Origin of the sequence: Amycolatopsis sp. NPDC051373, assembly GCF_040689465.1 — a bacterium.
Lineage (GTDB): Bacteria > Actinomycetota > Actinomycetes > Mycobacteriales > Pseudonocardiaceae > Amycolatopsis.
In genome coordinates this window covers 200,135-226,855 of record NZ_JBFBAE010000008.1, presented here as the reverse complement: position 1 = coordinate 226,855, position 26,721 = coordinate 200,135, and the positions used below count along the sequence as shown (strand labels likewise).

At 68.2% G+C, this 26,721-nt stretch carries 22 protein-coding genes and 1 pseudogene; 13 read left to right on the top strand and 10 right to left on the bottom strand.

Going from position 1 to position 26,721, the window contains the following annotated elements:
• Positions 1–99: 99 nt before the first annotated feature.
• Entirely contained in the window at positions 100–582 is a 483-nt protein-coding gene (locus tag AB0383_RS17225; protein ID WP_366187829.1) for a hypothetical protein, read from the bottom strand.
• Here AB0383_RS17225 and AB0383_RS17220 point away from each other — a divergent pair.
• Positions 581–961: a DUF427 domain-containing protein gene (locus tag AB0383_RS17220; RefSeq protein WP_366187828.1), complete on the top strand. Its 381-nt coding sequence runs from the start codon at positions 581–583 to the stop codon at positions 959–961. The genes AB0383_RS17225 and AB0383_RS17220 overlap by 2 nt on opposite strands.
• A 53-nt stretch (positions 962–1,014) precedes the next feature.
• On the opposite strand, the gene AB0383_RS17215 is transcribed toward AB0383_RS17220, so the two are convergent.
• Positions 1,015–4,362 (bottom strand): phosphodiester glycosidase family protein, encoded by a 3,348-nt coding sequence (locus AB0383_RS17215; RefSeq protein ID WP_366187827.1) that lies wholly within the window; start codon positions 4,360–4,362, stop codon positions 1,015–1,017.
• Positions 4,363–4,682: 320 nt separating this feature from the next.
• On the opposite strand from AB0383_RS17215, the gene AB0383_RS17210 reads away from it, so the two are divergent.
• Both AB0383_RS17210 and AB0383_RS17205 read left to right on the top strand, forming a co-directional pair.
• Positions 4,683–5,429 (top strand): SDR family oxidoreductase, encoded by a 747-nt coding sequence (locus tag AB0383_RS17210; RefSeq protein WP_364171812.1) that lies wholly within the window; start codon positions 4,683–4,685, stop codon positions 5,427–5,429.
• 48 nt (positions 5,430–5,477) lie between these two features.
• Positions 5,478–6,368: an SDR family oxidoreductase gene (locus AB0383_RS17205; RefSeq protein ID WP_364171810.1), complete on the top strand. Its 891-nt coding sequence runs from the start codon at positions 5,478–5,480 to the stop codon at positions 6,366–6,368.
• A 60-nt stretch (positions 6,369–6,428) separates the two neighbouring features.
• On the opposite strand, the gene AB0383_RS17200 is transcribed toward AB0383_RS17205, so the two are convergent.
• On the bottom strand, positions 6,429–7,082 hold the full coding sequence (locus tag AB0383_RS17200) for a hypothetical protein (RefSeq protein ID WP_366187826.1): 654 nt from the start codon (positions 7,080–7,082) through the stop codon (positions 6,429–6,431).
• Positions 7,083–7,263: 181 nt separating this feature from the next.
• Between AB0383_RS17200 and AB0383_RS17195 the strand changes: the two genes are divergently transcribed.
• The 3 genes from AB0383_RS17195 to AB0383_RS17185 all read left to right on the top strand — a co-directional run bounded on the left by AB0383_RS17195 (position 7,264) and on the right by AB0383_RS17185 (position 11,439).
• Positions 7,264–8,475 carry a HupE/UreJ family protein gene (locus tag AB0383_RS17195; RefSeq protein WP_366187825.1) on the top strand — a complete coding sequence of 404 codons (1,212 nt, stop codon included), beginning with the start codon at positions 7,264–7,266 and terminating at the stop codon, positions 8,473–8,475.
• Between the two features lie 121 nt (positions 8,476–8,596).
• The gene (locus tag AB0383_RS17190) at positions 8,597–10,210 is read left to right on the top strand and encodes a metallophosphoesterase family protein (RefSeq protein ID WP_366187824.1); all 1,614 of its coding nucleotides are present in this window, start codon (positions 8,597–8,599) and stop codon (positions 10,208–10,210) included.
• A gap of 89 nt (positions 10,211–10,299) precedes the next feature.
• Positions 10,300–11,439: a DUF916 domain-containing protein gene (locus AB0383_RS17185; protein WP_366187823.1), complete on the top strand. Its 1,140-nt coding sequence runs from the start codon at positions 10,300–10,302 to the stop codon at positions 11,437–11,439.
• Here AB0383_RS17185 and AB0383_RS17180 read toward each other — a convergent pair.
• Complete coding sequence (locus AB0383_RS17180; protein ID WP_366187822.1) at positions 11,436–12,767, bottom strand: amidase; 1,332 nt, start codon at positions 12,765–12,767, stop codon at positions 11,436–11,438. The genes AB0383_RS17185 and AB0383_RS17180 overlap by 4 nt on opposite strands.
• An 89-nt stretch (positions 12,768–12,856) precedes the next feature.
• On the opposite strand from AB0383_RS17180, the gene AB0383_RS17175 reads away from it, so the two are divergent.
• The 6 genes and pseudogenes from AB0383_RS17175 to AB0383_RS17150 all read left to right on the top strand — a co-directional run bounded on the left by AB0383_RS17175 (position 12,857) and on the right by AB0383_RS17150 (position 17,924).
• Positions 12,857–13,513: a glutamine amidotransferase gene (locus tag AB0383_RS17175; protein ID WP_366187899.1), complete on the top strand. Its 657-nt coding sequence runs from the start codon at positions 12,857–12,859 to the stop codon at positions 13,511–13,513.
• Between the two features lie 204 nt (positions 13,514–13,717).
• Positions 13,718–13,852, top strand: coding sequence for a hypothetical protein (locus AB0383_RS17170; protein ID WP_364171799.1), 135 nt, complete (start codon positions 13,718–13,720; stop codon positions 13,850–13,852).
• A 115-nt stretch (positions 13,853–13,967) separates the two neighbouring features.
• Positions 13,968–14,672: a GAF and ANTAR domain-containing protein gene (locus AB0383_RS17165; RefSeq protein ID WP_364171797.1), complete on the top strand. Its 705-nt coding sequence runs from the start codon at positions 13,968–13,970 to the stop codon at positions 14,670–14,672.
• A 240-nt stretch (positions 14,673–14,912) separates the two neighbouring features.
• Positions 14,913–15,122 (top strand): annotated as a pseudogene (locus AB0383_RS17160) (helix-turn-helix domain-containing protein); the annotation flags it as partial.
• A 397-nt stretch (positions 15,123–15,519) separates the two neighbouring features.
• Positions 15,520–16,953: an MFS transporter gene (locus tag AB0383_RS17155; protein ID WP_366187821.1), complete on the top strand. Its 1,434-nt coding sequence runs from the start codon at positions 15,520–15,522 to the stop codon at positions 16,951–16,953.
• A complete protein-coding gene (locus AB0383_RS17150) occupies positions 16,950–17,924 on the top strand; it encodes a GlxA family transcriptional regulator (RefSeq protein ID WP_364171789.1) in 975 nt (324 codons plus the stop codon). Before AB0383_RS17155 ends, AB0383_RS17150 begins: the two co-directional genes overlap by 4 nt.
• A gap of 47 nt (positions 17,925–17,971) precedes the next feature.
• Here AB0383_RS17150 and AB0383_RS17145 read toward each other — a convergent pair whose 3' ends face one another.
• A complete protein-coding gene (locus tag AB0383_RS17145) occupies positions 17,972–19,240 on the bottom strand; it encodes an MFS transporter (protein ID WP_366187820.1) in 1,269 nt (422 codons plus the stop codon).
• A gap of 407 nt (positions 19,241–19,647) precedes the next feature.
• Here AB0383_RS17145 and AB0383_RS17140 point away from each other — a divergent pair, with 407 nt between their 5' ends.
• Entirely contained in the window at positions 19,648–20,076 is a 429-nt protein-coding gene (locus tag AB0383_RS17140; RefSeq protein WP_366187819.1) for a contact-dependent growth inhibition system immunity protein, read from the top strand.
• A gap of 676 nt (positions 20,077–20,752) precedes the next feature.
• On the opposite strand, the gene AB0383_RS17135 is transcribed toward AB0383_RS17140, so the two are convergent.
• The 5 genes from AB0383_RS17135 to AB0383_RS17115 form a co-directional block, all read right to left on the bottom strand.
• Positions 20,753–21,508, bottom strand: a complete 756-nt coding sequence (locus AB0383_RS17135) for a hypothetical protein (protein WP_366187818.1) — start codon at positions 21,506–21,508, stop codon at positions 20,753–20,755.
• A gap of 159 nt (positions 21,509–21,667) precedes the next feature.
• Positions 21,668–22,042 (bottom strand): hypothetical protein, encoded by a 375-nt coding sequence (locus tag AB0383_RS17130; protein ID WP_366187817.1) that lies wholly within the window; start codon positions 22,040–22,042, stop codon positions 21,668–21,670.
• Between the two features lie 729 nt (positions 22,043–22,771).
• Positions 22,772–23,878: a hypothetical protein gene (locus AB0383_RS17125; protein WP_366187816.1), complete on the bottom strand. Its 1,107-nt coding sequence runs from the start codon at positions 23,876–23,878 to the stop codon at positions 22,772–22,774.
• A 146-nt stretch (positions 23,879–24,024) separates the two neighbouring features.
• Positions 24,025–25,275, bottom strand: a complete 1,251-nt coding sequence (locus AB0383_RS17120) for a hypothetical protein (protein ID WP_366187815.1) — start codon at positions 25,273–25,275, stop codon at positions 24,025–24,027.
• A gap of 330 nt (positions 25,276–25,605) precedes the next feature.
• The gene (locus AB0383_RS17115) at positions 25,606–26,709 is read right to left on the bottom strand and encodes an ImmA/IrrE family metallo-endopeptidase (protein ID WP_366187814.1); all 1,104 of its coding nucleotides are present in this window, start codon (positions 26,707–26,709) and stop codon (positions 25,606–25,608) included.
• Positions 26,710–26,721 lie beyond the last annotated feature (12 nt).

Genomic DNA, 26,721 nt, shown 5'->3' with positions numbered 1-26,721 from the left:
ACCCGCGGTGAGATCCGCCGCAGAAACGAGCGAACATGCGTCTGCGCACGTGTTCGATGCCGCTCGCGTCGGCCGCGACGCCCGTCGGCTTCCGTGACCTCACTCGCCGATGTGGCGGGTCTTCGGAACGCGGGTCTTCAGCTCGCGGAGCATCTCCCGCCAGCCCTCGCGCGTGGCCGGGTGGCGGCTGGAGTTCTCGGCGGACAGGGCGCGCACGGCGGCGGCCTTGGTGAGGGTGAGTTCGGCTTCGCGGCCGGCGTTGACCGTCAGCGTCATTTCGCAGTAGCCCCACTCGCGCCGCTGGAACTTCCATAGGTAGCCGGGCGTCAAGACCTCGTCGCGCAGGGTGCCGCTGGTGCCGAAGTCGATCGGCTGCAGGTCTTCGACGACCAGGTGCGTGCCACCGGGCGTCGTGCGGATCAGGCCGCTCTCCTGTGCGAAGGCCAGCAGGATCGGCCGTCTGCCCAGTTCAGCGAGGCTGATCCGGCCACGGAATCGAAGCTCGACCAGGCGACCGGGAAGGGTCCGCGCCGCTTCGTGGTTGTCACCGAAGAGAACCCGCAGCGGAACGAGGAGACCCATGTCCCAGGCAACGCAGCAGAAGATCCCCGGCCCCGACCACCCGATCACGGTCGAGGTCAACCCGGCCCGCGTGCTCGTGAAGCTGGGCGACACGGTCATCGCCGACACGACCCGGGCGCAGGTGCTGCGCGAGTCCACCTACCCGGCGGTGCAGTACATCCCGCGTGAGGACGTGGACTTCGCCGCCCTCGCGCGCACCGAGCACCACACGTACTGCCCGTACAAGGGCAACGCGTCGTACTACTCCCTGACCCCGGCCGGCTCCGCGGGCGACAACGCCGTCTGGACGTACGAGGAGCCCTACGACGCGGTGTCCCCGATCAAGGGCCACCTCGCGTTCTACGCAGACCGCGTCTCGATCGAGGAACTGGCCGCCTGACCGACGAAAAAGCCGGGCGCGTCCCGGAAACGGAGCGCGCCCGGCAAGAGGAATCAGCGGGTGACGGTCAGCTGAGCCGAACCCGTCACGCCACCGCTGGTCACCGAGATCGTCACGGTGCCCGGTCGACGCGCCGTGACCTTCCCAGTCACAGCGTCCACCGAAGCAACACGAGAGTCGCTCGACGACCACACGTGCGAAGCCGGATCGGCGATCGGCATCGTGGCCGCGGGGAGGTTGTCCCCGCCGACCTCGGCGCCCGTGGCCGTAGCCACTGCGGACACACCCACCCGTAGCGAAGCGGCGGGCACCGTCACCGCGATCGACGACAGCACCGGCTCCACCGAGAACTGCACGTCACCACGAGCGGTGTGCAGCAGCACGAAGTGGTAGATGCCGCCCTCGTCCGAAGGCGCGTACGCCGGCATGCCGAGGTCCGCGATCGTCAGCTGCGGGATGCCCCCGGCGGCCGGCGACGTCGGGTTGCCCAGCGGGTCGATGACCTGGTCGGCGAACCCGCGGGCGTGGCCGTAGAGCATCACCACGTGCTTGTCCGGGTGCGTCTGCTGGTAGCGCTGCACCAGCCGCACGTACATGCGGGCTTCCCACCGGTCGCTGAACTGGCTGTTGGCCACCGGGTGCGGGTCGTACGCCGGCATGTGCGTGGTCACCAGCACGGTCTGCGACGAGGCGGCCGTGAGCTGCTTGACCAGCCACGGGTACTGCGCCTCGGCGGGCGACTGGAACGCGTCTGACGACTGCAGGCTGCCGTGCGCGTTGTCGGTGACGATCACCTGCGCGTCGCCGGCCTTGTACTGGTAGTGCGTGGCGCCGAAGACCTGGGCGAAGTTGCCGTTCTCCGGCAGCACGCCCTGGCTGATCTCGTGGTTGCCCACCACGTCGTGGTACGGCACGCCCAGCGCGGCGATCTTCTGCTGCGCGTACTGCAGGTCGGCGACCGCGCCGTCGTCCGACATGTCACCCAGCGCCTGCACCGAAGACGGCCGTGCCTGCGAAGGCAACGTCGGCAGCCGGCCCTTGATGGTGTCCATGACGTTCGAAGACGCCGAACCCGGGTCGCTCGCCACCATGTGCGCGTCGTCGCCGAGCAGCATCGTCGAGCCCGAACGCGAGAAGTCCGCGGCGTTCTCCGAGAACTTCAGCCACGACGGGTTCTGCGGAATCGCCTGGTACGGCGGCGTGACCAGCGGGCGCGGCGAGTACAGCGCCTGCAGACCGCTCACGTTCAGCGTGCCCGAGGTCGTCTGGCTCGGGTTGATCGTGAGGAAGTCGACGAAGCTGATCCGCAGCGGGAAGTTCAGCCCCGGCGGCAGCGTCGCGATCGCCAGGCGCCAGTCCTGCCACGTCACCGTGGTCGGGTACAGCGTGGTGGTGGCGCCGTCGATGCCGATGTACGACTCGGCCAGCTGGATGCCGGTGCCGTCGCCCTTCACCCACACGCCGATGCCGGTCGGGTTCTGACCGCTGGTGTTGGCGCCGGCCGTGATCGTGGACTTCGGCGACAGCACGAGCTGCTTCACGCCGGAGCCCGCGGGCATCGTGTACGTCAGCTGTGTCGAGGCCGAAGCTGTCGATCCCGGCGGGACCACGCCCGGCGCGGCGACCATCGCGGCCGGCTGGCCCGTGGTGTTGCGCAGGCTCCACGCGGCCGGATCGCTGAAGTCGTTGAGCTCCTGCGACACGCTGCCGATGGCCACGGTCGCGGTCGCCGTGGTGCCGCCGACCTTCGCCGTCACCTTCTCCAGGCCCGAGTTCACCGCGTCCGCTGTGAACACACCGGACTTGTCGACGCTGCCGAGCGACGCGTCGCTCACCGACCACGAAGCCGCGGCGGCGGGGATGGCGACCGCGGTGCCCGTCGACGTCGAGCCGGACAGGGTGAACGTCTGTGTGCCACCGTTGTTCAGGTCCGGGTCGGTCGGGGAGATCTGCAGCGACCCGAGCCGGTCGACGACCCGCAGCGGCTGCACGGAGACCGCGATGCCCGCGCGGGCGATCAGCACGCCGGTGCCCGCGTGGCCCGCGGTGAACTGGCCGTCCTTCCACGAACCGAGCGTCGAGGGCACAACCTGCACGGAAGCCTTCTCGCGCGCGGGGTTGCCGAGCGAGTCGAGGCCGAACGCGGGAACCGGCACGGTCGCGCCGGGCACCGTGTCCACGCCCTTACCGCCGTTCACGACCATCGTGCGCGCGAAGCCGGGGGCCTGCTCGGTCGAGTAGAGGAACAGGCCGTTGGCGACGGGCCGCTCGTGGCCGTCCGACGGGCTGTTCATCACCGAAACAGCGGGGTCACCCGGCTTGCGGGCGGCCATCTCGGTGGAGCCGCCGCCGTCGAAGAGCACGGCGTTGTACGCGCCGTGGGCCACCATGTAGCCCGCGACCTGCGCCGGCGTGACGCCCAGCGCCGCGCTGGCGCCGAGGCGCCCGTCGAGCGTGGCGATGATCGTGTGCTTGCCGTCCTTGCTCACGCCGACGACGGTCTCGGGGTTGACGCCGCCCGGCGGGTTGCCGGTGGGGTCGTTGTAGACCGCGCCGTCCTTGACCAGCATGGTCGAGCCGGACAGCAGCTGCTTGAGGCCGCCGGTGTCGGCCGTCACCGAGACCGAGTCTCCACTGTGGACGGTGCTCGCCAGCCACGTGCCGCCCGCGCCGCCGCCGAGGAGGCCGAGCTGGCCCTTCGTCAGGGCCGGCGCCGCGGTCACGCCCGTCTGCACGGAGTCGGCGACGAACGTGGCCGCCTGCGTCTCGTGCCCGAGCACGAGCGTGCTTGCCGGGAGGGCTGTCGCGCCGCCGAGGTCGGGGGTGATCTCGGTGATGCCGCCGGACGCGACGTCGTTGACAACGTTGACAGAGGTCAGGGGAGTGCTCGCGGCACCGTCCTTGACCGAACCGGAGAACGTCTGCGGACCGAGCACCATCGTGCCGTCGGCGCGCACACCGAGCTGCGCGTTGAAGTTCGGGCGCGGGCTCTTGAGCAGCTTGCCGTTCGTGATCACGCCGCCGAGTGGGCGGCCGCTGGCGTTGATCTCGAAGAAGTCGCCGTTGACGCCGGCCACCGCGTGGGTGCGGGCGGCCATCGAGCTGACGGTCTCGTCGGCCGGGTTGGTGATCACGTCACCGGCTTCGACCACGCCGAGGCGTACGTTCGGGTCACCGAGGTTCACGTCGAGCACCTGGGTGTGCTGGCGGCCGCCGACGGTGTCATAGGTCTCGGAGTACTGGGTCACGCCGCGCGTGACGGTTACCGGCGTCGTCTTCGTCCGGTCGACGACGAGGCTCCAGTTCGCGGGAGTGGCCGGCAGCCACGGCTTGGGTGCCGAGGCCTCCGCTGTTCCGGTGGCCCCGAAGGTGACCACGCTTCCCGCGAGCAGAGCGGCCACCACCGCGCTGCTTCTTCGACTGCGTTTCAAGACAGCTCCTCGTTCCGGTGCACGGGGATGTGCGCACGTCACCCCAGCACCGCCCCGTGAAAACAAGATGTCCCGTCGTCGGCGCGCAGGAGTGCGGCAGGGAACGGGCGGGTCCGATCCGGACGAAACGCCGCGTGCGTTGTGCCACATCGGGCCGGATAGCGCAAGTAACGACGATCCGTACCCGTGTTACCCAGGTCATATCGTTGATACGGGAATGCTCTAGCGCGGATACGAGTTAGGCTGTAGCGTCGATATCGACAGAGCGGAACACCGATACGGAGGCAGAGATGACCAGCACGAAGAACACCCAGGACCGCGTCGCCATCGTCACCGGCGGTTCGGGCGGGATCGGCCGGGTCGTGGCCGAGCGCCTGGCCAAGGACGGCATGAAGGTACTGGTGCACTACTCGGGCAACCCGGAGCGCGCCGAAGAGGTCGTCGCCGCGATCACCGCCGCGGGCGGGGTGGCCAGCACGGCGCAGGCCGACGTGGCTGACGAGTTCCAGGTCGCGGCCTTGTTCGACACCGCGGAGCAGCGTTACGGCGGCGTCGACGTGGTCGTGCACACCGCGGGCATCATGCTCCTGTCGCCGCTCACCGAGCTCAAGCTCGCCGACCTCGACCGCATGCACCGCATCAACATCCGCGGCACCTTCGTGGTCGACCAGCAGGCCGCCCGCCGCCTGCGCCCCGGTGGCGCGCTGGTCAACTTCTCGACCTCGGTCACCAAGCTGGCGCTCACCGACTACACCGCCTACGCCGCTTCCAAGGGTGCGGTCGACGCGATCACCCTGATCCTGGCCCGTGAGCTGCGCGGCCGCGACATCACCGTGAACGCCGTGGCCCCCGGTCCCACCGCCACCGCGCTGTTCCTCGAAGGCAAGCCGCAGGAGGTCATCGACCGGCTCGCCAAGGTTCCGCCGCTCGAGCGCCTCGCCGTGCCCGAGGACGTGGCCGAAGCCGTCGCCTTCCTCGCCGGTCCGGCCCGCTGGGTCAACGGCCAGGTCATCTACACCAACGGCGGAGCCATCTGAGCCGGCCTCTCCCTCCGTCCCCGCCTGCTGCTTCGAAGGAGAACTCCCATGTCCCAGACCATCGTCATCACCGGTGCTTCCAGCGGCTTCGGCGCCCTCACCGCCCGCGCGCTGTCCGACCAGGGCCACACCGTCTACGCCGGCATGCGCGAGACGACCGGTCGCAACGCCCCGCAGGTCCAGGCCGTCGCTGACTACTCGAAGGAGCACGATGTCGACCTGCGTGCCATCGAGCTGGACGTGAACTCGCAGGACTCCATCGACGCGGCTGTCGCGCAGATCGAGGCCGACAGGGGCACGATTGACGTGCTGATCCACAACGCCGGCCACATGGTCACCGGCCCGGCCGAGGCATTCACGCCGGAACAGCTCGCCCAGCTCTACGACGTGAACGTGCTCAGCACCCAGCGCGTGAACCGCGCCGTGCTGCCCGGCATGCGCCGCCGCGGCGAGGGCCTGGTCGTGTGGGTCTCCAGCTCCAGCGTCAAGGGCGGCACCCCGCCGTACCTCGCGCCGTACTTCGCCGCCAAGGCCGGGATGGATGCCCTCGCCGTCAGCTACTCGACCGAGCTGACCCGGTGGGGCATCGAGACGTCGATCGTGGTCCCCGGCGCGTTCACCTCGGGCACCAACCACTTCGCGCACTCGGGCCGCCCGGCCGACGACGTCGTGGTCGCCGACTACGAGACCAAGTACGCCGGCTTGATGGAGCAGGTCTCGGGCAAGCTCGCCGCCCTGGAACCGGCCGACGCCGACGTCTCCTCGGTAGCCGCCGAGATCGCCCGCATCGTCGCCCTGCCCCGCGGCGAACGGCCCTACCGCGTGATCATCGACCCGTCCGACGACGGTTCGGCCGAGGTCTCGGCGGTCGCCGACCGCATCCACCGCGAGTTCTACGAGCGCATCGACCTGGCGGATCTGCTCACGATCCGGAAGTGACCGTCCGGAGGGGACCGTGCACAAGGGAGGGAAGCCCCGGCTTCCCTCCCTTTGCTGTACCTACTTCAGCCGGATGACGATTCCCGTCAGTCCGCTCAGGACGCTGGCCACACCCGCCCGCACAGCCGCCGCCGCCCGGGCCGGGGTGAACGACCCCGGGTCGTCGCCCGTGGCGGTGGTGAGACCGGCGCCGCGGAAGGTGGCGCCCGGCCAGTTGGCGGCGGTGACGTTGGCGGTCGGTTCCGCGATTTCCGCGCCGAGCACGAGGAACTGCCGGTCGAGGTGGCTGGCGGTGACCACGGTGATCGCGTCGACGAGTTCGCTGCCGGCCGTGATGACGAGGTCCGGCGCGAGGTCCATCGCCTCGACGATGCTGTCGGTGTGGCGGACGGGATCGTCGGCCGTGACGACCTTGAGGCTCACCTGCTCTTGCTCAGCCCAGTCCTTGACCGCGCCGACCAGGGTTTTCGTCTGCGGGTCGTCGCCGGCGGTCAGGAGCACCACGCGGTAGCCCGGCGCCGGGTGCACGGCGTCCCACGAACCCGGCCGCGGGGTGATCGTCGCTTCCGGAGTCGGTGGCGTGCTGGTGAACCCCTGGCCGAGCACGCCGACGGCGGTGGGCGCGGGGTGTGGTCCCGACCAATCGTCGGTGGCGCCGCACCCGCTCAGGAGCACTGCCGTGAGTGCACCGACGACCACGAATCGTGAACGCAAGCCGGATCGTCCTTTCAGGGCAGTGGTGCGTGGATCGATCTCCTTCCTACCTGATCGCCACCGGTTTCCGGTGCGTCGCATTCTTCCGTCGGAATCCGGTCGCTGCTTGTTCGCCCGCGCTCCTCCGGTTGTTCGCTTGCGCCCAGCAAAGTGCGGGCGAGCAACCGGAAAGAGGAAGTCCATGCCCCGCCCCCTCAGACGTTTCACCCGCCTGGCAACAGTTTTCGCGTTCGCCGCGCTGGCGGTTATTCTCGGCACCTCGACCGCGTCCGCGCACGGGTTCTCGTCGGTCGTCTACGCCGACGTCACGTCGCCTGGGTCAGGACAAGTGCGTGCGGAGCTCGGCCTCGAGTACGACCTACTGGTCGTCTCCGTCGCTGACGCGGAGCACGACGACCCGCTGTTCAAGCAGGGCACTGCTGCGTTCGACGCACACGATTCCGCCGCGCAGGCGAGAGCGCTCGAAGACCATTCGGCCGCCGTGATCAAGTACGTGACGGAACGCTTCCACGTGACCACGGAAAGTCCCTGCGCGCCAACGAAAGACGGCGGTTTCCGCATGGAGCAGCGGGAAGGCGTCCCCTACGCGCTGCTGGACCTCGACTACCGCTGCGGCAGCGCCGATGCCCACGAGGTGCGCAGCGCGCTGTTCCCTGATGCCGAGGGTTACGTCCGCGACACCAAGACGGTCGTCACCTATGACCTCGACCTGACCTCGGGCAGCGCCGCGCTCGACGCGCACCAGCCGTCGTTCTCCACGCAGCAGTCGTTCGGCGAGCGGTTCTGGGAGTTCTTCCGGCTCGGCGCGGAACACCTGCTCACTGGTCTCGACCACATCCTCTTCCTGCTCGCGCTCATCGCCGGCTCCCGGCGCCTGCGCGAGATCGTGCTGGCGGCGACCACGTTCACGCTGGCCCACTCCGTCACGTTCGTGCTGGCCGCGCTGGGGCTGGTGACGGTGCCGGCCGCGATCATCGAGCCCCTCATCGCCCTGTCGATCGCGGTGGTCGCGGCCTGGCCGCTGTGGCGGCTGTGGCGGCGCAAGGTCAACGGCATCGAGGACGACCTCACCGGCGAAGGCCACTTCAGCCTCGACCGCACCGGGTGGATCAGGCTCGCCGTGGTGTTCTGCTTCGGCCTCTGCCACGGCCTCGGGTTCGCTTCGGCCCTGGGCATCGACACCGCGTGGTCTTGGACACTTCTGTGGTCGCTGCTCGTGTTCAACGTCGGCATCGAGACGGTGCAGCTGGCGATCATCGCGATCGTTTTCCCGCTCCTCGTGCTGATCCGCCGCCGCGCGAACTTCGCTCCACAATGGACGACCGGGGTCATCGCGGCGGGCGTCTCCGTGATGGGTCTCACGTGGTTCGTCGAGCGCATCGCGGCGGGCTGACCACGTAATTCCTGGGCGGGCCACCCGCCCTTCCGGCGAAGTTCACCTAACGCACACCATGGGCGGAAACGCTATCAATCGGTCTTCCCGACCCATTTACCCGAAAGGGAAAGTACATCCGATGAAACCTTCCAGATCCGGGCGGAACCTCGCCTTCGGCATCGCGACGGTGGGCGTGAGCCTCATGCTGGCGTTCGGCAACGGTTCGGCGACTGCCGCGACGTGGACGCCGACCCCGCCGGCCAAGGCGAACACCATCGTCCTCGGTGTCGGCGCCAAGGAATCGCAGCGCGTGCTGTCGTGGTACACCGCGACCAATGCCGACCAGACGGTCGAACTGGTGCCGACCAACTGGCTCAACCACGGCAAGTTCCCCACCAACGCCAAGAAGTTCGCGGCGGTCGTCGGCAGCAACGCGGTCAACGGCGGGTTCAACGCGCACGCCACGCTCGACGGCCTGCAGCAGAACACGGCGTACTCCTACCGCATCGGCAACGGTGACGGCTGGTCGCCGACGTACTCCTTCAAGACGCAGTCCTTCAAGGGTGACTTCGACTTCCTGTTCTACGGTGACCCGCAGATCGGTTCGTCGGGTGACGTCGCAAAGGACGGCGCCGGCTGGGCCGACACCCTGAACGTGTCGCTGGCCGCCAACCCGAAGGCCGAGCTCCTCGTGTCGGGTGGTGACCAGGTCGAGTCCGCCAACGTCGAGGCGGACTGGGACGCGTTCCTCGGCTCGGACAAGCTGCGCCAGTACCCGTGGGCCGCCACCATCGGCAACCACGACGTCGGCGGCAAGGCCTACGAGCAGCACTTCTGGACGCCGAACACCGACCGTTCGACGCCGTTCTACAACGGCTCGCAGAACACGAACTCCGGTGGCGACTACTGGTACACCTACAAGGGTGTGCTGTTCATCGACCTGAACAGCAACGCCTACGCCAACAACGCGGACGAGGCGCACATCGCCTACGTCACCGACGTGATCAAGAAGCACGGCGGCGAGGCCAAGTACACGGTGCTCGTGTACCACCACGCGATCTACTCGCCGGCGGATCACGCCAACGACGGTGACAACCAGCTGCGCCGCCAGGACTTCCCGACGGCGTTCTCCAACCTGGGTGTCGACCTGGTTCTGCAGGGTCACGACCACAGCTACTCGCGCAGCTACGTGATCAAGAACGGCAAGAAAGCCAACCCGGCCGAGCAGCCGGGCGCCACCCAGGTCCAGCAGGGCCCGGGCGGCGTCGTCTACGTGACGGCGAACTCCGCGTCGGGGTCGAAGTACTACGACCTCACCGACCCGGACACCACGAAGGACCCGAACTACGGCGCCGACCCGCTGAACCCGGACAACCACTGGGCCAACTCGGTCGAGAACCAGGAGCACGTGCGCACGTACGTGAAGGTCCAGGTGCGGGACGACAAGCTCGAGGTTCAGCAAGTCCGCAGCGGTACCTGTGCCGCTCCGAACGCGGCCGTCGAGCGCGGCAACGTCAAGTGGTGCGGCCCGGACGAGGGCGCTTCGCCTGCGGGCAAGGTCGGTTCCTTTGTCGACCAGGTCGTCATCCACACCAAGGCTGACAACGGCCACGGCAACGACGGCCACAACGGCGGTGGCAGCGGCAACGGCGGCCACGGCGACGGCGGTCACGGTCACGACGACCACGACGGTCCGTGCTGGCTGAGCCAGACCCTCGGCAAGCTCGGCTCCACGCTCACCGCGTTGAGCTGACTCGCCTGATCCACCAGGCAGGGGCGGGTGCTCGCCGGCACCCGCCCCTGCCGCCCCTTCCGTTCTGCCCACCTGCCCGAGGACTGCACATGCGTTCCAAGCTCACCCGCGCGCTCGCCGCCGTGCTGCTCGCCGCCGGGTTCGCCGCCACCACGGCGATGCCCGCCGCTGCTCAGGACACTGCTGCCCAGGACACTGGTTCTCAGGGCACTGCTTCTCAGGGCACTGTGCCCTGGGCGGTCAGCACCGCGGACAACGAGTTCGGTGCCGACCGCGTCAACTACAGCTACACCGCCGAGGCGGGAGAGCAGGTGCACGACGGCCTCAAGGTCGTCAACAACGGCACGGCGCCGCTGGAGCTGGCCGTGTACACGGCGGACGCGTTCACCCGGCCCGACGGGCAGGTCGACCTCCTCGCTCGCGACAAGAAGTCGGTCGGCGTCGGCGCGTGGGCGCGCGCGGCGAGCGACCACCTGAAGCTGGGGCCCGGCGAATCGGCCGACGTGCCCTTCACCGTCGCCGTTCCCGCCGGCACCAAAGCCGGCGACTTCCTGGGCGGCATCGTCACGTCGGTGCAGCAGGGCACCGTCGAGCGTCGGCTCGGCATCCGCATCCGCCTGCGGGTGGGCGGTGACCTGACGCCCGCGCTGTCCGTCGAGGACGCGCATGTCGACTACTCGGGCACGGCGAACCCGTTCGGCACGGGTGACGCCACGCTGTCCTACACCTTGCACAACACGGGTAACGCGATCACCGCCGCTCGGCAGAGCGCTTCGGTTTCCAGCTTGTTCGGCGCCTGGACCATCCCGGCCGCCGCGATCCCGGACTCGCCGCAGCTGCTGCCGGGGGAGACGTGGCACGTTTCGGTACCGGTCCACGGTGTGGTTCCGGGGGTGCGCGTGGCCGCCGACGTGTCGATCACGCCGCTGCTCACGGATGCGTCCGGCTCCGTCGCTCCGCGCGACGTGGTGACGGGCTCGGCCGGTGGCTGGGCGGTTCCGTGGACGTTGCTGGTCGTGCTGGTTTTGCTGGTGCTCGTTGTTGTTTTCGTGGTTCGGCGGCTGCGCAAGCGCCGGGCGGGCGAAGAGGGGAGCCCGGTTGAGCTCCCCTCTGAAACACCCGAAACCGACACGCCTGACAGCACGGAATCCGAGAAAGCCGAGTCCGAGACCACTCAGTCCGAAACCGCTCAGTCCGAAACCACTGTGTCCGAAACCACTGTGGCCTAAAGGTTCGGGTGCCGCTGCGCCCACGGCGCGACGGCCTCGAACGCCTTGGCCGCAGAGAACACCGCCTCGTCGTGATACGGCTTGCCGACGATCTGCAGCCCCGTCGGCACGCCCGATTCGCTGATGCCCGACGGCACGGTGAGCACCGGGAGCTGGCCCAGCAGGTTGAACGGGTAGGTCAGCGCCCACGCGAGGTACGCGTCGACCGGTTTTCCGTTGACGGTGAAGGACTTGTCGTCGTTCTGGTGGTTCGCCGCCAGCGCGGGCACGGCCTGCGTCGGGCAGACCATCAGGTCATAGTTCGCGAAGACGGCCGACAGCTTCGTCCACATTTCCGTGCGGACGAGCTCGGTCTTCTTCACCCGCACGTGATCGAGCTGCCGGCCCTGCAGGATGAGGTGGCGCACGAACGGGTCCATTTTGTACTGCCACTGCGGGATGTGCTCCCCGGCGATGGTCGCGAACAGTCCCTGCCAGTGCGTGACCCAGGCGTCGTAGGTGCTCTCGTTCCAGCCGAGGTCCACCTCTTCGACGATCGCGCCGGCGTCGGCCAGCTTCGCGACGGCGACCTCGGTCAGCCGCGCCACCTCGGTGTCGACCTCGACGTAACCGAGGTCCGGCGAGTACGCGATCCGCAGGCCGTCCACGGAGCCGGGACCAGCGGGAATCGTCACGCGCTCGCGCAGCGTCGTGATGTCGTCCGGGTGCTGCCCGGAGACCACGTTCTGCGCGAGCGCCACGTCGCCGACCGTCCGGCCGAGCACGCCGACGTGCACGATGGCCTCGAACATCGTGTCCAGCAGCGCCGAGGGGTTGCGCCCGAACGGCGCCTTGTACCCGACGATCCCGCACGACGACGCGGGCATGCGCAGCGAGCCACCACCGTCGTCACCCCCGGCCAGCACGGCCATGCCGGTTGCGACGGCGACGGACGACCCGCCCGACGAACCGCCACTGCTGAAGTCGAGGTTCCATGGGTTGCGGGTGATGCCGTAGAGCGGGCTGTGGCAGTGGCCGCAGTGGGCGAACTCCGGCGTGGTGGTGCGGATGTGCATGATGGCGCCGGCGTCGAACATGCGCTGCATGGCCGGCAGTGTGTGGTCGGCCTCGACGCCTTCGAAGATCTTGGAGCCCCACGAAGTCGTCACGCCCTTCACGGGGTGCAGTTCCTTGACGGCGAAGGGAATTCCTTCGAGCGGGCGCGCGCTTCCGTCGCGGTAGCGCTGGTCGGCGTCGGCCGCCTGCTGCCGGGCTTGGTCGTAGAACCGGTTGGTGATGGCGTTGACGTGCGGGTTGACCTCTTCGCAGCGGTCGATCACGGCGGCCATGAGCTCGCTGGGCGCGAGGGTGCGATCCTTGAACCGGCGGAGGGCTTCTTCGGCGGGCAGGTAACAGAGGGACTCGTCAACAGTCGCCGCTGCTGCTCGCCCGCGGCTACACCGTCGACTACCTCGAAGCCGGCGTCGACCCGATCACGCCGGAGGTGCTGTCCGCCCCGGAGGTCGTGGTCGTGCTCGGCGGCCCCATCGGCGTCGACGACACCGCGTTGTACCCGTTCCTGCCGGACGAACTCGCCTCGCTCGCCACGCGGCTCTCGACTGGCCGCCCCACCCTGGGCATCTGCCTCGGTGCCCAGCTCATCGCCGCCGCCCTCGGCGCCGACGTCACGCCGACCGGCAAGAAGGAAATCGGCTACTCCCCGCTGGGCTTGACACCCGCGGGCCGCGACTCGGTGCTGTCCCCTTTGGACGGTGTCCCCGTCCTCCACTGGCACGGCGACCAGCTCGCCATCCCCGCCGGTTCGACGACCCTGGCCGAAACCCCGGGCTTTCCCCACCAGGCCTTCAGCCCCGCCCCGGGCACCCTCGCCCTCCAGTTCCACCTCGAAGCCGACCACACGCGCCTCGAACCCTGGCTCATCGGCCACACCTTCGAGCTCACCACCGCCGGCGTCGACCCCCGCACTCTCCGCGCCGACGCCGCCACCCACGGCCCAACGCTGGCCCGCGCGGCGCAGACGGTCTTCACGACGTGGCTCGACGAAACCGAGGAAGTGCTCTCCGCGTCCGCGTGAGGTTCCCCCTGATGACCGACGCCCGTCAGTCGGTGAAGAGGGGAAGCTCCCGGTTGAACACCGCGCGCGCCCAGTTCGCGACGGGGCTGTACTGCGGATGTTCGAGCGATTCGGTCCCCGCCTTGGCGCAACCCGCAGACCGCCGCCGAGTTCACCGCGTTGCCGAGGTGGCGCTCGGCCGGTTTCAGGAGGACGGTTGGAGGCATGACCGCCCAGGACGGCACGGCGCCGTGCGACACCGCCGTACGAGGGGTCCTCGCGCGCGTGCAGTTGCGGTCGGCTCTGCGCGAAGCGGTCGACGCCGAAGCGCGCGGCCGCTGCGATCCGGGCTGGGACTGACCCGGCCGAGATTGTCAGCCCTCTCCCCCTGAGGCGTTCGACGCAACCCAATCCGCCACCCAGCTCGCCCGCACGCATACGACAGGAGACAGGCGGAGTGGATGAGGAGACGAAAATGTCGGAAGAGCTCGACGAGCTCGCCGAGGCCATGCGCGGGCTCACCCGGGCCCTCGAGGACGACCGGCTCGAACCCGTTCTCTTCGAGGTGATTTGCGCCGAAGCCGTGAGCGCTGTTCCCGGCGCCGACATGGCGAGCGTGACCGTGATCCGCTCGGGAAAGGGCGAAACGGCCGCGACCACCGATCCCCGCGCCGAACAGGTCGACGCCGCGCAGTACGCCGCCGGCGAAGGCCCCTGCCTGCAGGCCGCCGAAACCGGCGAGATCGTGCGTCTCTCGCTGCCCGCCGCGGACCGTCGCTGGCCAGAGTTCACCGACGTCGCCGCCGAGCTCGGCATCGGCAGCTACCTCGCGGCCCCCCTGCGCGTCGACGACGAGCTCTCCGGCGCGCTGAACCTCTTCGGCTTCGGCGACCACGGCTTCCGCGAGCTGGACGGCCAGCTGCTCAAGGTCTACGTCACGATGGTCGCCTTCGGCCTGCGCACGCACCACCGCTACCGCGACGCGCGCGCCCGCGCCGAGCAGCTCGAACACGCCATGCAGACCCGCGCCGTGATCGAGCAGGCCAAGGGCATGCTCATGGCCATCCACCGCATCGACGCGGACGAAGCGATGCAGCGCCTCGTCGTCGAATCTCAGACGACCAACACCAAACTCCGCGACATCGCGACGCGCTTCGTGACGACGGTGTCCGACCGCTGAGTCACTCCGCCGCGGCGGCCGGAGAAAGCGGCGCCACGCGGTCGACCGGACTGTCCAAAGTAGCCAGAAGCCGCAACCGCTCCTCGGAGTCACTTGGGGTTGCTGTCTGGGGTCCTGCTCGCAGCGCACGAAGTAGTCGGAACTGCCCCCGGCCAGTAACGCGATCTTCTCGCGCCGCGGCCCGGGCATGCGCTGTGGGATCTCGCGACGGCCATCTTGCGGTGACCTGCGACGGGTAGCGTGCCGCTCGTGGAACCCATTGCGATCCCCCTGGGCGGCCCGCGCGAGGAGCGCGCCGACGCGGCCCGCAACCGTGCGCACCTGATCGAGGTCGCGCGCGCGATGGTCGACGAGCTCGGCGCCGACAAGGTCACGATGGACGGCCTCGCTGAGCGCGCCGGCCTGGGCAAGGGCACCGTCTTCCGCCGCTTCGGCACGCGCGCGGGCATCTTCCTCGCGCTGCTCGACGTGGAGGAGACGGCGTTTCAGGAGCGGATCCTCAACGGCCCGCCCCCGCTCGGCCCGGGCGCGCCGGCCGTCGAACGCCTCGTTGCCTTCGGCCACGCGCGCATGGAGTTCCTCATCGAACGCACGGCGCTGGCCCGCGCGGCGCTCGACCCGGCGCAGCCGATCCCGGTTTCCGCGAGCCCGTCGCTGTTGCACGTGCAGGTGCTGCTGCGCGAGGCCTGCCCCGACGTCCCGGGGATCCGCGCGCTGGCCCTGCAGCTGACGGCCGCGCTCGAAGGCCCGCTTCTCCTCTACTTGCGCGCTCCGGACGGCGCCGCCCCCGCCACGATGCCGCGGGAACTCGCGGCCTGGCCCGTGGAGTGTCTTGGGAGTGCCTTCGATGTCCTCAGCGTTGCCCAGCACGGCGTCCGCCACTGCCGCCCGGAGGCGGTGGTGGGGGCTGATCGTCCTCGCCGTGGCGCAACTGATGTTGTTGCTGGACACCACCGTCGTCAACGTCGCGCTCGCCCCGATCCAGCACGACCTCGCCTTCTCCCACGTCGGGCTTTCCTGGGTGGTCAACGGCTACACGCTCCCGTTCGGCGGCCTCCTGCTGCTGGGCGGGCGGATCGCCGACGCGCTCGGGCGGCGCCGCGTGTTCCTGGCCGGGCTCGCGTTGTTCGCGGTGGCGTCGGCGATCGGCGGCGTGGCGGTGACGCCCGCGATGCTCGTCATCAGCCGCGTACTGCAGGGCGTGGGCGGCGCGCTGGTGGCGCCCGCCGCGCTGTCGCTGGTCACGGTGCTGTTCACCGAACCCGCCGAACGCGCCCGCGCCCTGTCGACGTGGGGCGTGCTGCGCGGTTTGGGTGCCGCGCTCGGCGCGGTGCTGGGCGGCGTGCTGGTCACGTACTTGTCGTGGCGCTGGGTGTTTTTCGTGAACCTGCCGATCGCGGTGGTCGCGTTCGTGTGCGCGCCCGCGTTGGTGTCCGAAAGCCGGAGCCCGCGTCGCGGCCGCCCCGACATCGCGGGCGCCGTCCTCGCGACCGTGGGTCTGACACTGATCGTCTACGGCCTCCTCGCCGCGGCCGGCCGGTGGGCCGCGGTGGTGGGTGTCGTGCTGGTCCTGGCGTTCGGCTGGTGGCAGTCCAAGGCGAGCAACCCGTTGGTGCCACTGGGTTTCCTGCTGTCGCGCCGCCGCGCGATCGGCAACCTCGTGCTGCTGACGTTCAGCGCGGCCATGGGGGTGCTGTTCTTCACGATGGCGCTGTACGTGCAACAGGTCGCCGGCCTGAACGCCCTGTACTCCGGGTTGTCGTTCCTGCCGATCGGCCCGCTGTTCATGCTCACCGGCTGGCTCACGGCCCGCCTCATCCCGCGCATCGGGCAGCGCGCCGTCATGGTGCTCGGCTTGCTCCTGCTCACCGCCGCGTTCGTGATGTTCGCGGGCGTGGACGTCGGCGGTTCCAGCGTGCGTGACGTCCTCATCGGCATGCTGCTCTTCCCGCTCGGCGCCGGCTTCGCGGTGATCTCGGGGATGATCGCCAGCGTCGACGGCACCACGGGCGCCGACGCGGGTACGGCCAGCGGCATCAACAACACCTCGCAGCAGATCGGCATGGCACTGGGCCTGGCCACGCTTGTCGCCGTCGGTGACGCGCACACCCGGTCGCTGCTTTCGGCCGGGGCCGACAGCGCCCACGCCGCCGCCGGTGGCTACGCGCTGAGCTTCGCCGTCACCGCCGGCGTGATGGCCTTCACGACGCTGGTCGCGGCCGTCTTCCTGCCGAAGCCGCGGCTAGCATCGAAACCGACCCTGAACGGAGGTGGCGGGTGAGCCCGTCGAACGGTGCGCGTCGGGTCGTGGTGCTGGCCTACGACGGCGTCCGGCTGCTCGACCTCACCGGGCCGCTGGAAGTTCTCACCACCGCCAACGACTTCGGCGCGCGCTACGACATCACCGTCGTCTCACCCGACGGCCGCCCCGCGGCGACTTCCAACGGCACCGCCCTCGCGGTCGACGGCCGCATCGCCGACGTCACCGGCTCCTGCGACGTCCTCCTCGTCGCCGGTGGCGCGGACTGGGCGTCGACCGTCCTCGAGCCGCCCATGGTCGACGCGGTGCGCGACCTCGCGGCCCGGGCGGGCTGCGTCGCGTCCATCTGCGCCGGCGCCTTCCTCCTGGGCGCCGCGGGCCTGCTCGACGGCCGCCGCGCCACCACGCACTGGCGCTTCACCGGCGAGCTCGCCACGCGCTTCCCGACGACGACGGTCGAGCCCGACGCGCTTTTCGTCTGGGACGGCAAGGTGGTGACGTCGGCGGGCGTCAGCGCCGGCATCGACCTGACGCTCGCCTTGGTGGAGTGCCAGTTCGGCGCCGACGTCGCGCGCGCCGCGGCGAAGGACATGGTCGTGTTCATGCAGCGCCCTGGTGGGCAGTCGCAGTTCAGCGTCCGCACGAGCACCACCCACCCGCGGCACGAGCCGTTGCGCAAACTCCTCGACACCATCACCGCCAACCCCGCGGCGCCCCACTCGCTGGCCGGCATGGCCCGCACGGCCGGCCTCAGCGTCCGCCACCTCAACCGTCTCTTTCGCGACGAGCTCGACACCACCCCGGCCCACTACGTCGAACAGGTCCGCGTCGAAGCCGCCAAATCCCGCCTCGAATCCTGCGACGACGCCATCGCCACCATCGCGCGCCAGGTCGGCTTCGGCTCGCCGGCGTCGCTGCGCCGCGCCTTCGCCCGCGAGTTCGGCGTGACCCCCACGGCCTTCCGCGAGCGCTTCAACAGCACCGGCGTCTGAGCTGGATCGTTGGAGGCGGCCCTGCCTGATCGCGTGGAGGCCATCACTCACCGGCTCACGGGCTGGTCCTCACCCGCGGGCAGGTCGACCATCCTCCGCAGCGGCGACGCGAGGAGCGGCACCGCAGCGAGCAGCATCCCTGCGCCCGCCACCCACAGCATCGGTCGCAACCCGATGCCGGTCGCGAGCACGCCGGCGAGCAGGCTGCCGACGGGCGCGGCGCCCCAGTAGAGGAAGTTCATCGTGGCGTTCATCCGGCCGAGCAGGTGATCCGGGCAGAGCGTCTGCTGGAAGCTGACCTGCAAGACGATCACGATGATCACGCACGTGCTCGTGAACAGGCCCGCCACCACGTACCACGCCAGCTGCCACCCGGGCCCGGTCAGGGGCACCAGCAGGTACGCCAGCCCCTCCACCACCGCGACCGTCACGAGAAGCCGAGCCGCGCCAACCTTGCTGCTCAGCCGCCTGGCCAGCACCGACCCCAGCAACGCCCCCACCAGACCGAGGCTCCCCAACAGCCCCACCGCCCCCGCCGACAACCCGATCACCCGCACCAGGAACAACGTCGAAATCGCCAAGTACGCGCTCGAAAACAACGCCGACACCATGTTGTTCAGCGCGATCGCCCGCAACACCGGGTGGCGCAGCACCAGCCGCAGCCCCTCCCGGATCTGCGCCCGCAACGTCGCCTCCCGGTGCTCAGGCGCGACGACCTCCCGCACCCGCACGGTGCTCAACCACGCCGCCGACCACAGGTAACTGACCGCGTCGACCAACACGGCGACCGGTGCCGCCAGCCACTGCACGAGCAGCCCACCCAACCCGGGCCCCACCAACGCGGCCGCGGACGTGCTGAACTTCAGCTTCGCGTTTCCCTCGATCAGATCCGCTTTCGGCACCAGCCTCGGCAGAAACGACTGGTGCGCCACATCGAAGAACACCGTCAACACGCCCGCCACGAAAACCGCCGCGTACACCTGCCAGATCGTCAGCGCCCCGAACACCGCGGCCACCGGAATCGACCCCAGCGCCACCGCCCGCCCGAGATCAGCACCCACCAGCACCGGCCGGTTCCGCACCCGGTCACACCACGCCCCCGCCTGCAGCCCGATGAGCAAGTACGCCAACGTCTGAAGCGTCCGCAACACCGAAACCTCGAACGTCGAGGCGTGCAGCGTGATCACGACCAGCAGCGAGATCGCCGTTCCACTCACCCTGGTGCCGACTTGGCTGATCGCGTCGGCCAGCCAAAAATGCCGGAAATTGCGATGCCGGAACAGCCCACCCATTTTCTGTTTCGCGACGCTCGGCACCGAATGATCTTACCGCGCCGGCCATTGGCGCTGCCAGGCTTGACAATCAGCGACTATCCCCGGTCGACTTGCCGGTTCACGGGCTCTTGTTCCACGAAATCGCGGTCGGGTGCAAGGTGTTGCGGTTCTGCAAAATACGGAAGATCCAGCCTCCGCGCCCAAACATCACCGGTCAACAGCGACGATCCATCCGAAACACTGGGAGCCGTCGTCGGCAGAACTCGCGGCGTTCCACCCTCGATCTCGGCGGTCGAGGCGTCGGAGCGTATCCACTCGCCTTTGCCGGCGACGAGCCGACGAATGCTGTCGTGAGACAAGCCGGTTGCTCGACTATCGTGAGCAGCCGGTATTACGCGGATAGCCGCCTCAAGTACAACCGCAACGAGTCGCAGCTGACACGAGGAGCTATGGGCTCCAGTTCTGATGTTGACGAATCGCTCACCCTCGAGCAGATCGAAGGCCTCCGCTGGGGCAACCCGCCAGCCGACGCGACGCGATTGATCAAGACGGTCTACGAGTTGCGCACCAAGCCGGTGGGTGCCATGGACGCCGAAGACCTCCGCGTGCTGCTGCTCCAGCGGGAGAGCATCGATGTACTGGTGCCTGTTGCGCTGACCCACCTCGAGCAGAACCCACTGGCCGAAGGTGACTTCTATCCCGGCGACCTGCTCACCGCTGTGCTGAAAGTCCCGCAGGCTTACTGGCAGCAGCACCCCGACCAACGTCGCCGCGCGGCAGCGGCGATCGAGGCGGTCGAGGCACTTGGCGACCTCGGCGATCAGGACGCGCCACACGACACCGTCTGGCAGCAGATCAACGCCTTCCGCTCCAGGTGACACTGCCGACTCGCGGCGGCACTGAGCCGGTCGCCCGGGCTGCGCGGGCTTGCCCGGTGATCACCAGTCCCCTGTTTCAGGGCTCTGACCTGCGGAAAGTGGTGGGCCGCCAGGGGCTCGAACCCTGGACCCGAAGATTAAAAGCCCGCGGGTTCGATCGCGGTGATATTGAAGCAACGTTCGAATGCAGGGCTTCTACCTGCAGCTTTCTTGCTTTCAAGATCATGTTTGCGGTTGCTAATGGCCGTTCTGGGCTCCGTTATGTCTCCGTTCTTCCTGCTGTGCTCAGCGGGGCAGTTCTTGCGGTCTGACCTGGCGTGTTGCTTCTCGGTGGTCGGGCTTGCTTTGGACGACACGCGAGCGGCCAACTCGGGAATGAAACTCTCGTGCGGTGCCACACTGGCGCCGAATCATCGGCGGGGTCGACGCGGCCGCCGGACAATTGCCCGGCAGGAAAGGTGGGTACTGGTACTGCTGGGCAGAATGTGCCCGTGCAGGTACATCAGGAAACGGCCGAATCATTCGCCCTCCGCAGAGAGGTCGGATACTTGGCAGCCAGGCGCCAGGTGGACAGTCAGCGTCAGCAGGGAACGACTCCGGCGAGTCGGGTCCCGTGTATCCAGATCGGACGTCACGCGGGCTAGAGATAGCCCGAACGGTCGAGACACCGTCGGCGTTAGGCGAGGTCGTGGTACCAGTGCAGGGGCGGTTGCCTCTGGTGGTGGAACGAGTTCGCTTCCGTCGCGCCGAGGTTCCAGCGGTACATCACTCCGACGGAGCTGATCGTCAGGCCGCTGCAGTACATTTCCAGCTGTCGTCTCGATCGGCTCGCGCGTCCAACGGCCGGGAGGAGCTGAAGGCTGCGGCCGTCGATACCGTTACGGTCCAACTCGGACTCTCGCTGGTGAATCTCGCGGCTTTTGAACAGCACGATCTCGACATCACCGATCCGGTCGGCGCCATTGAGGAATGCCGGCAGCGAGGCCGGGATCTGATAACCGTCGTGGGCCATCCTGCTCGCGATGTGCTTTGCGAGATACCCCACCAGCAAACGCGTCTGGGTGGACCAGTTCTCGCCGTAAACGTCGGACAGGTCCAGGACATCGCCGTTGTACACGCTCGGCCTGTGCCACAGGAAGCCAGAGAACACGTCGTAGGCCCGGTCGAACGGCTGGCTGCGCGCGTTGTTGCAGGGTGCGCATAGACCTGGGGTGAAGCGAACGTCCTTCGACCGCTGTGCGCTCTTGATCGGGCGCATTCGCGTGCTGTCGCCCCATACCGGTGCCGGGCCGTCGCCCCACATGCGTTTGAGATCTGCCTTCTTGAATTTGTGCTCATGCGTCAGGGGCCCGTCATTTCCGCACCACCAGCACGATCCCAACGGAGGCACCCGGTAGGGAGCCAGATCGTCTCCTGACAGCATCTCCTCCACGACGATCACCCTCTCGAGCGACAGTCGTGCCGGGGGGCATCATCGTTACATCGCAACAGCCGCACCGGCGCATGCACCTCGCTCTCTGCCGGACGGCCATGGGTGCCGGCCGGGAGCAGAGCTTTGGTTCCCGCCGGATTTTCGGCTACCGGCTGGCCTTTATGCGGCTCCCCGCTCGGGCCCGTCGACGGGGCGAAGCTCAGTCGCAGCCGGGTACTCTCGTCTCCCGCGTAGGTAGTCGCGCGTCTTGATGAAAGTCTTCCAGCCCACAGAACTGGCCAGTGGAGTACCCACAGCGCTGCCGGCCACGAGGAGTCCGTCGGCGACGTGTCCAGTGGCGACCAGGGCGCCACCGATGACCGCCGCGATGACCAGTAGCACGCAGATTATGGCAATCGAGACCGCTTTGATGAGCTTTACCATGTTGTAGGTGCGCGTTTTGCCGCTAACCGTGTAGGGCAGCAAGGCCCAGATGGTCAGCGGGAGGTCACCCGCCCGCCGGTCACACTTCCGCTGTACCTCCGGCTTCATCACACCCGTGCTCCCTCACTCTGCAGCGCCCCCTGACGCGGGAAATCTCATCGATTTGCGGCCGTTGCCCCGACACAGCCAGTGCGAATCGGGGCGAGGCTAACCTTCCTGCGCTTATGGCTCGGCGCGTTCTGGGGGCCATGGTGGACTCGCGGCTTCGACCAGCGCAAATCACCCTGTTGATCCATCTGTGGACAACCTGGGGATACTGCGGGCACGTTGCTGTGCGCGGGATCAACGCGCTGTCGACAAAATGTGGACATCTTCGCGGACGAAGCAAAGCTGCAGGTCAGGCCTGAGTACAACTTGTGGACTACATCGGTGTAATTCATCGCGACGTGTCGCGCTTAAATGGTACTTCGGCGTGTCGTGGACGGCAATCGCGATGCGCCACCCGATGGATGCAGGCTTCTATCGCCCGGCGTCGACCGATTGCGCCCGCCCACGCGACGGCACGTGGCAGCGCGATCCGGTTCAGCCTCGAACCGGTTGTCTACTCCAGCCCAGACGACGAGGACGACGGATGAACGTGCGGCAGGCACACTCGCACCACGCCTGGACTCGTCGGTTGCGCGGGATGGTCGAGGACTACCTGCCCGCCCATCATGTCAAGCAGTTTGGTCTGATCACGACGGTTCACGCCCCGGGTGGGAGGCCATCTGGTGCAGTAAAGAACGCACTGGACGAACTGGTTAGGGCGTCGTGGCCGGGCACACATTTGCCGATACGGAGCTAATCGGCGGGCCGCGCCTCGTGCGCGAGAGCGGAGCTAGCGGGCTCGGCCTGCACGGCGGACCGGTTGGGGATGATCGGTGCGGTCCGGCGGAAGTCCAGGTCGTCGAATTCCCCGATGGTGTCGGCGAGTTGGTCGCCGACGATGTCGCGTAGCACCTTGATCGCAGTTACCAACAGGTATCGGTGTTCGGGAGTGAACAGGCGGTCGAAGGCGGGCTCGGTGTAGGCGTGGTCGCCGCAGCGTGCGTCGAAGCAGGCCAGTTCGGCGGTCTGGACGAGGTCCCGCGCGATTGCGGGATTGGTGCGAAGCTTGGTGACCAGGTCGATGTAGCGGTCGAGCCAGGCGGGTGGTTCGGTGACGATGGATTTGAGGCTTGCAACAGCGATGTCTTGCCGGGTAGCGCCGACTTTGGTGTAGCTGTCGTGGATGCGCCGGACTTGGTGTTGGACGAGTTCGTCTGCCTGACTGAGGATCGCCAGGATCTGGTCGTTGTTAGGATCACCAAGGGTGACGGCGCGGGCGACCCGTTCCTGGAGGTTGCCGGCCGGCACGACGTCTAGGCGGGAGGCGTCGCGGATGGCGGCCAGCAGCAGCGTGATCAGGGCGTGGCTCGTGAGGACGAGGCCAGTCGGATTCGGGACGATGCTCTGGTTTGTGGCGGCGTTCAGCGCAACCAGTGCGTTGAGACATTCGGGCGAGTCGGCCAGCAAGCTATCGGCACGTAGAAACGCCACCAGTCCGCCAGGGATGTGGTCGAGTCCCTTGAGCTGGGTGTCGGTGCGGCGCTCCGCGTGTTCACAGCCTTCGCCCTGGATGTGGGCGAATCGTTCGGGTACCCAGGCGTGGCCCTGCTCCCTGGAGGCGAGGGTCTGCATGTCCATGATTTGCAGATCGAGCGCCTGGGCGATGGCCCGGCCCCGGCGGGTGATGGTTTGGCGGACGAGGACGGCCCGCTGGGTGCCGGTCAGGCGCTGTAGCCCGGACAGCCACAACAGCCGGTCCGGCTCGCCTGACTGTCCTTTGGTGGTTTTGCATTCCAAAACCGACAAGCTCGTCCGCAATCGGGCGTCGATGTCGATCGCGAGCACGTCGAGGTCGGTCAAGATTTCGCGCCCTCGATCGGCGGCCACCCGCAGCGGTACCCGCAGGCGAGCTAGGGCGCCCTCGGCGAACTCGAGGCGTCCTACGCGGCGTTCCAGGTCAGCGCCTGGGTCCTCGGGGCGGGTGCGATTGGTCCGGGTGGCCGCCACTAGAAGTTCCTCCGGGCCGTCGTGTCGCGCAGTGCTGACATGAACCGCCGCGAATCGGCGTCGTCCAGTACGACCGAGTTGGCGACCTGGGCGCGCTCGCGTTCCAGGTGGTTGTATGAGCGTTGCTCACCGATCCCCGCAAAAGTCGTATTCTCGCCGCCGGCGGTGTTGCCGCGCGTGTCGAGGATCGCGAGCGCCTGCTCCGCTACATCGGCCTGCAGGAGGCGCATCCGGGCATGACGGCCGTCGCCTACCACTTCGATGGTTCCCGCAGTTTCGAGCATCGCGTAGTCCTCCGCGATGCGCTCGTGGTTGCCGGCTTCGCCGTCGCGGATGAGGACGTGCAGGAACGCGCCGGGGCTGGTGAGCTTCCAGGACGCGAACGTCGATGCGTAGATCATGCTGCCGACGAGCTGGCGGATGTGGCCGGACGGGTCGCGGGGGTCGGTACCGAACGGGTCTCGATGCAGGTGTGGCGTGAAGAGGAGTTTCTTATCGCTGTTGGCGACGACCTGGGACCGCTCGACCAAGCCGGCGCTGACGGCGAAGTCGATCCACCGCTGCTCAGTGCTTTTGACGTGCTCCTCCGGGATACCGGGCGAGGCCATGACCTCCTCGATCAGCGCTCCGACCTCCCGCTGCACGCGCGCGTCCTCAGTGCGGAGCGCCGCCGTCACCATCTCGGCGTCACCGACCCAGATATTCGGATTGAAAACCACCGCGCGACCGTCCTCGCTTTGCACCTCGCGCACGAGATTGACGGTGATCAAGCAGCTCAGCGCCAGTTCGGCAGCCTCATCCCCGTGCCCAGAGCCCGCTTGCAGAGCCGCCTGACGCTCCAGCGGCTGAATGGAGGTCGCCCGCATGATCTCCAACGCGGCACGCTGTGTCGCCGTGGCAAAAAGCATGCCCAGCAGCTGATCCGTCGCGCCCAACAGCGCAGCGTTCGGCGGGACGAAGGCTGACACGCTGACCAGCGCCGCGTCGGTTCGCCGGTCGCATTGAACCCAGCCCAGCTGCTCCATCGCAGGCAGTACATACCGGTTAAGATCCAACGGCCCGATCTTGGCTTCGATACCGATGGCCCGTACCCGCTCGGCCGAGGTAACTTGGGCGTTACGCAGCCGCCATGCCATCTCGTACACCTGCCCGGCGAACCGCAACGTCTCCAGTTCGGCGTGCACTGCCGACACCGCGTAAGCGGTCAGGTGCCGAGAGAAACCCAGAATGAGCTGAGCGTCGCTGATCAACAATCCCCCTGGGCGTGGTCCGTGAAGGCTGGATCGACGAGCGTAACGGACATCGACACTTTTGCGGGCCCTGGCCCAATCTCTGATGGTGCTCGTCGGCCTCGCGCTCGGAGCTGTTTCACGAGATCGAGCTCATCGTGCCCGGCCCGGCCCGGGCCACGCCCCGGAGATCGTGTCGCTAATCGACTGGCGCCAGACTGCCCCTTTTCACGAGACCGAACACCGCACGGCAGATCGGGCCATCGCCGAACCGCTGCCCGCACCTCGCGACGTGGCTGCACGGCGAGGAGAGTCGTGACGAGGACGTCGTGCTGGGCGCTGGGGCCATGCTTAGGGGTGACTGCTGACCACGCGCAGATGGTCGCGATGCGACCGAGGTGCCGCAGCTGCCCCCGTGGTGACACCACGCAGGCTCACGGTCTTTGCCAGCCCGAAGATGTGCCTGTTGAACTCCTCGTGCGTGAGTTTCGTGCTGTCGATGATCGCCTTGACGCCGGATCCGTTGGCCCGCAGGTGCGCGAAGACCTTTTCCAGAACCTGGGATGACTCAGGGACGAGTTGGCTGCCGGGTTCACTTCGGCGGTACCCGCGCTTCGCTAGCTCGACGCAGGTGCTCCGGTAGCCCCACTCGGTGAGTAGGCCCAGCTCGCTGAGGCGGTGGGTGATCGCCATGGCCGACACCCGCCACCGGCGGCTGGCCTCAATGAGCTGGTCGGGGCTGGCGTTGCGCAGATCGTGCGCCAGGATGTCCGTCCTGGGCATCAGGAACGCTGCGGCGAATCGATCGGCTTGCCGTTCGGCTTCTCGGCCCTGGACTCGCTCCCGCCCCTGGTGCATGACAAGGTGCCCGAGCTCGTGGGCTGCGTCGAAGCGCTGCCTTTCCGCGGTCTTGCTGGTGTCGATGAAGATGAACGGCTCGCTCTCGATGTACAAAGAGAACGCATCGACGTCGCGGACTTCCTGCACCAGAGAGAACACTCGGACCCCGTGTGCTTCGAGGAGATGCACCATGTTGGGGATCGGCCGCTGGTCGAGGTTCCATTGGCTGCGAACGCGCAGGGCGATGGTCTCGATGTCGTGAAGCGAAGCGTCAGATGGCAGGTTGAGCGAGGGCACGTCGGGGGCGGGCAGGCGGTACCGCTCAGAGATCCAGGTTGCGATCTCTCTCGCGATTCCGCCGGCTGCGAGCACGGCCTCGCGCCGGAATGCGGGAGTCTTGGTCAGAGCCCGAAAGCTCACGGCGTCGACTGGGATCGGCTCGATTTCCGGTTGTGTGAAGAACTCGACCGGCAGCCGGAGTGCCTCGGCCAGGCGGTCGAGGCACTCCGGTGTCGGCTCCTGATGGTCATTCTCCCAACGGTTGATCGTCTGCGGGCTGAGTTCGGTTATGCGTCCAAGCTCAGCCAGTGTCAGTCCGCGCAGCTTTCGCGCCATCGTGAGACGTGA

Excerpts from the sequence above, each read along its gene's own strand:
- AB0383_RS17220 (WP_366187828.1), top strand. The coding sequence starts at position 581 with ATGTCCCAGGCAACGCAGCAGAAGATCCCCGGCCCCGACCACCCGATC.
- AB0383_RS17225 (WP_366187829.1), bottom strand. The coding sequence starts at position 582 with ATGGGTCTCCTCGTTCCGCTGCGGGTTCTCTTCGGTGACAACCACGAA.
- AB0383_RS17210 (WP_364171812.1), top strand. The coding sequence starts at position 4,683 with ATGACCAGCACGAAGAACACCCAGGACCGCGTCGCCATCGTCACCGGC.
- AB0383_RS17205 (WP_364171810.1), top strand. The coding sequence starts at position 5,478 with ATGTCCCAGACCATCGTCATCACCGGTGCTTCCAGCGGCTTCGGCGCC.
- AB0383_RS17195 (WP_366187825.1), top strand. The coding sequence starts at position 7,264 with ATGCCCCGCCCCCTCAGACGTTTCACCCGCCTGGCAACAGTTTTCGCG.
- AB0383_RS17190 (WP_366187824.1), top strand. The coding sequence starts at position 8,597 with ATGAAACCTTCCAGATCCGGGCGGAACCTCGCCTTCGGCATCGCGACG.
- AB0383_RS17185 (WP_366187823.1), top strand. The coding sequence starts at position 10,300 with ATGCGTTCCAAGCTCACCCGCGCGCTCGCCGCCGTGCTGCTCGCCGCC.
- AB0383_RS17180 (WP_366187822.1), bottom strand. The coding sequence starts at position 12,767 with ATGGCCGCCGTGATCGACCGCTGCGAAGAGGTCAACCCGCACGTCAAC.
- AB0383_RS17170 (WP_364171799.1), top strand. The coding sequence starts at position 13,718 with ATGACCGCCCAGGACGGCACGGCGCCGTGCGACACCGCCGTACGAGGG.
- AB0383_RS17165 (WP_364171797.1), top strand. The coding sequence starts at position 13,968 with ATGTCGGAAGAGCTCGACGAGCTCGCCGAGGCCATGCGCGGGCTCACC.
- AB0383_RS17155 (WP_366187821.1), top strand. The coding sequence starts at position 15,520 with ATGTCCTCAGCGTTGCCCAGCACGGCGTCCGCCACTGCCGCCCGGAGG.
- AB0383_RS17140 (WP_366187819.1), top strand. The coding sequence starts at position 19,648 with ATGGGCTCCAGTTCTGATGTTGACGAATCGCTCACCCTCGAGCAGATC.
- AB0383_RS17115 (WP_366187814.1), bottom strand. The coding sequence starts at position 26,709 with ATGGCGCGAAAGCTGCGCGGACTGACACTGGCTGAGCTTGGACGCATA.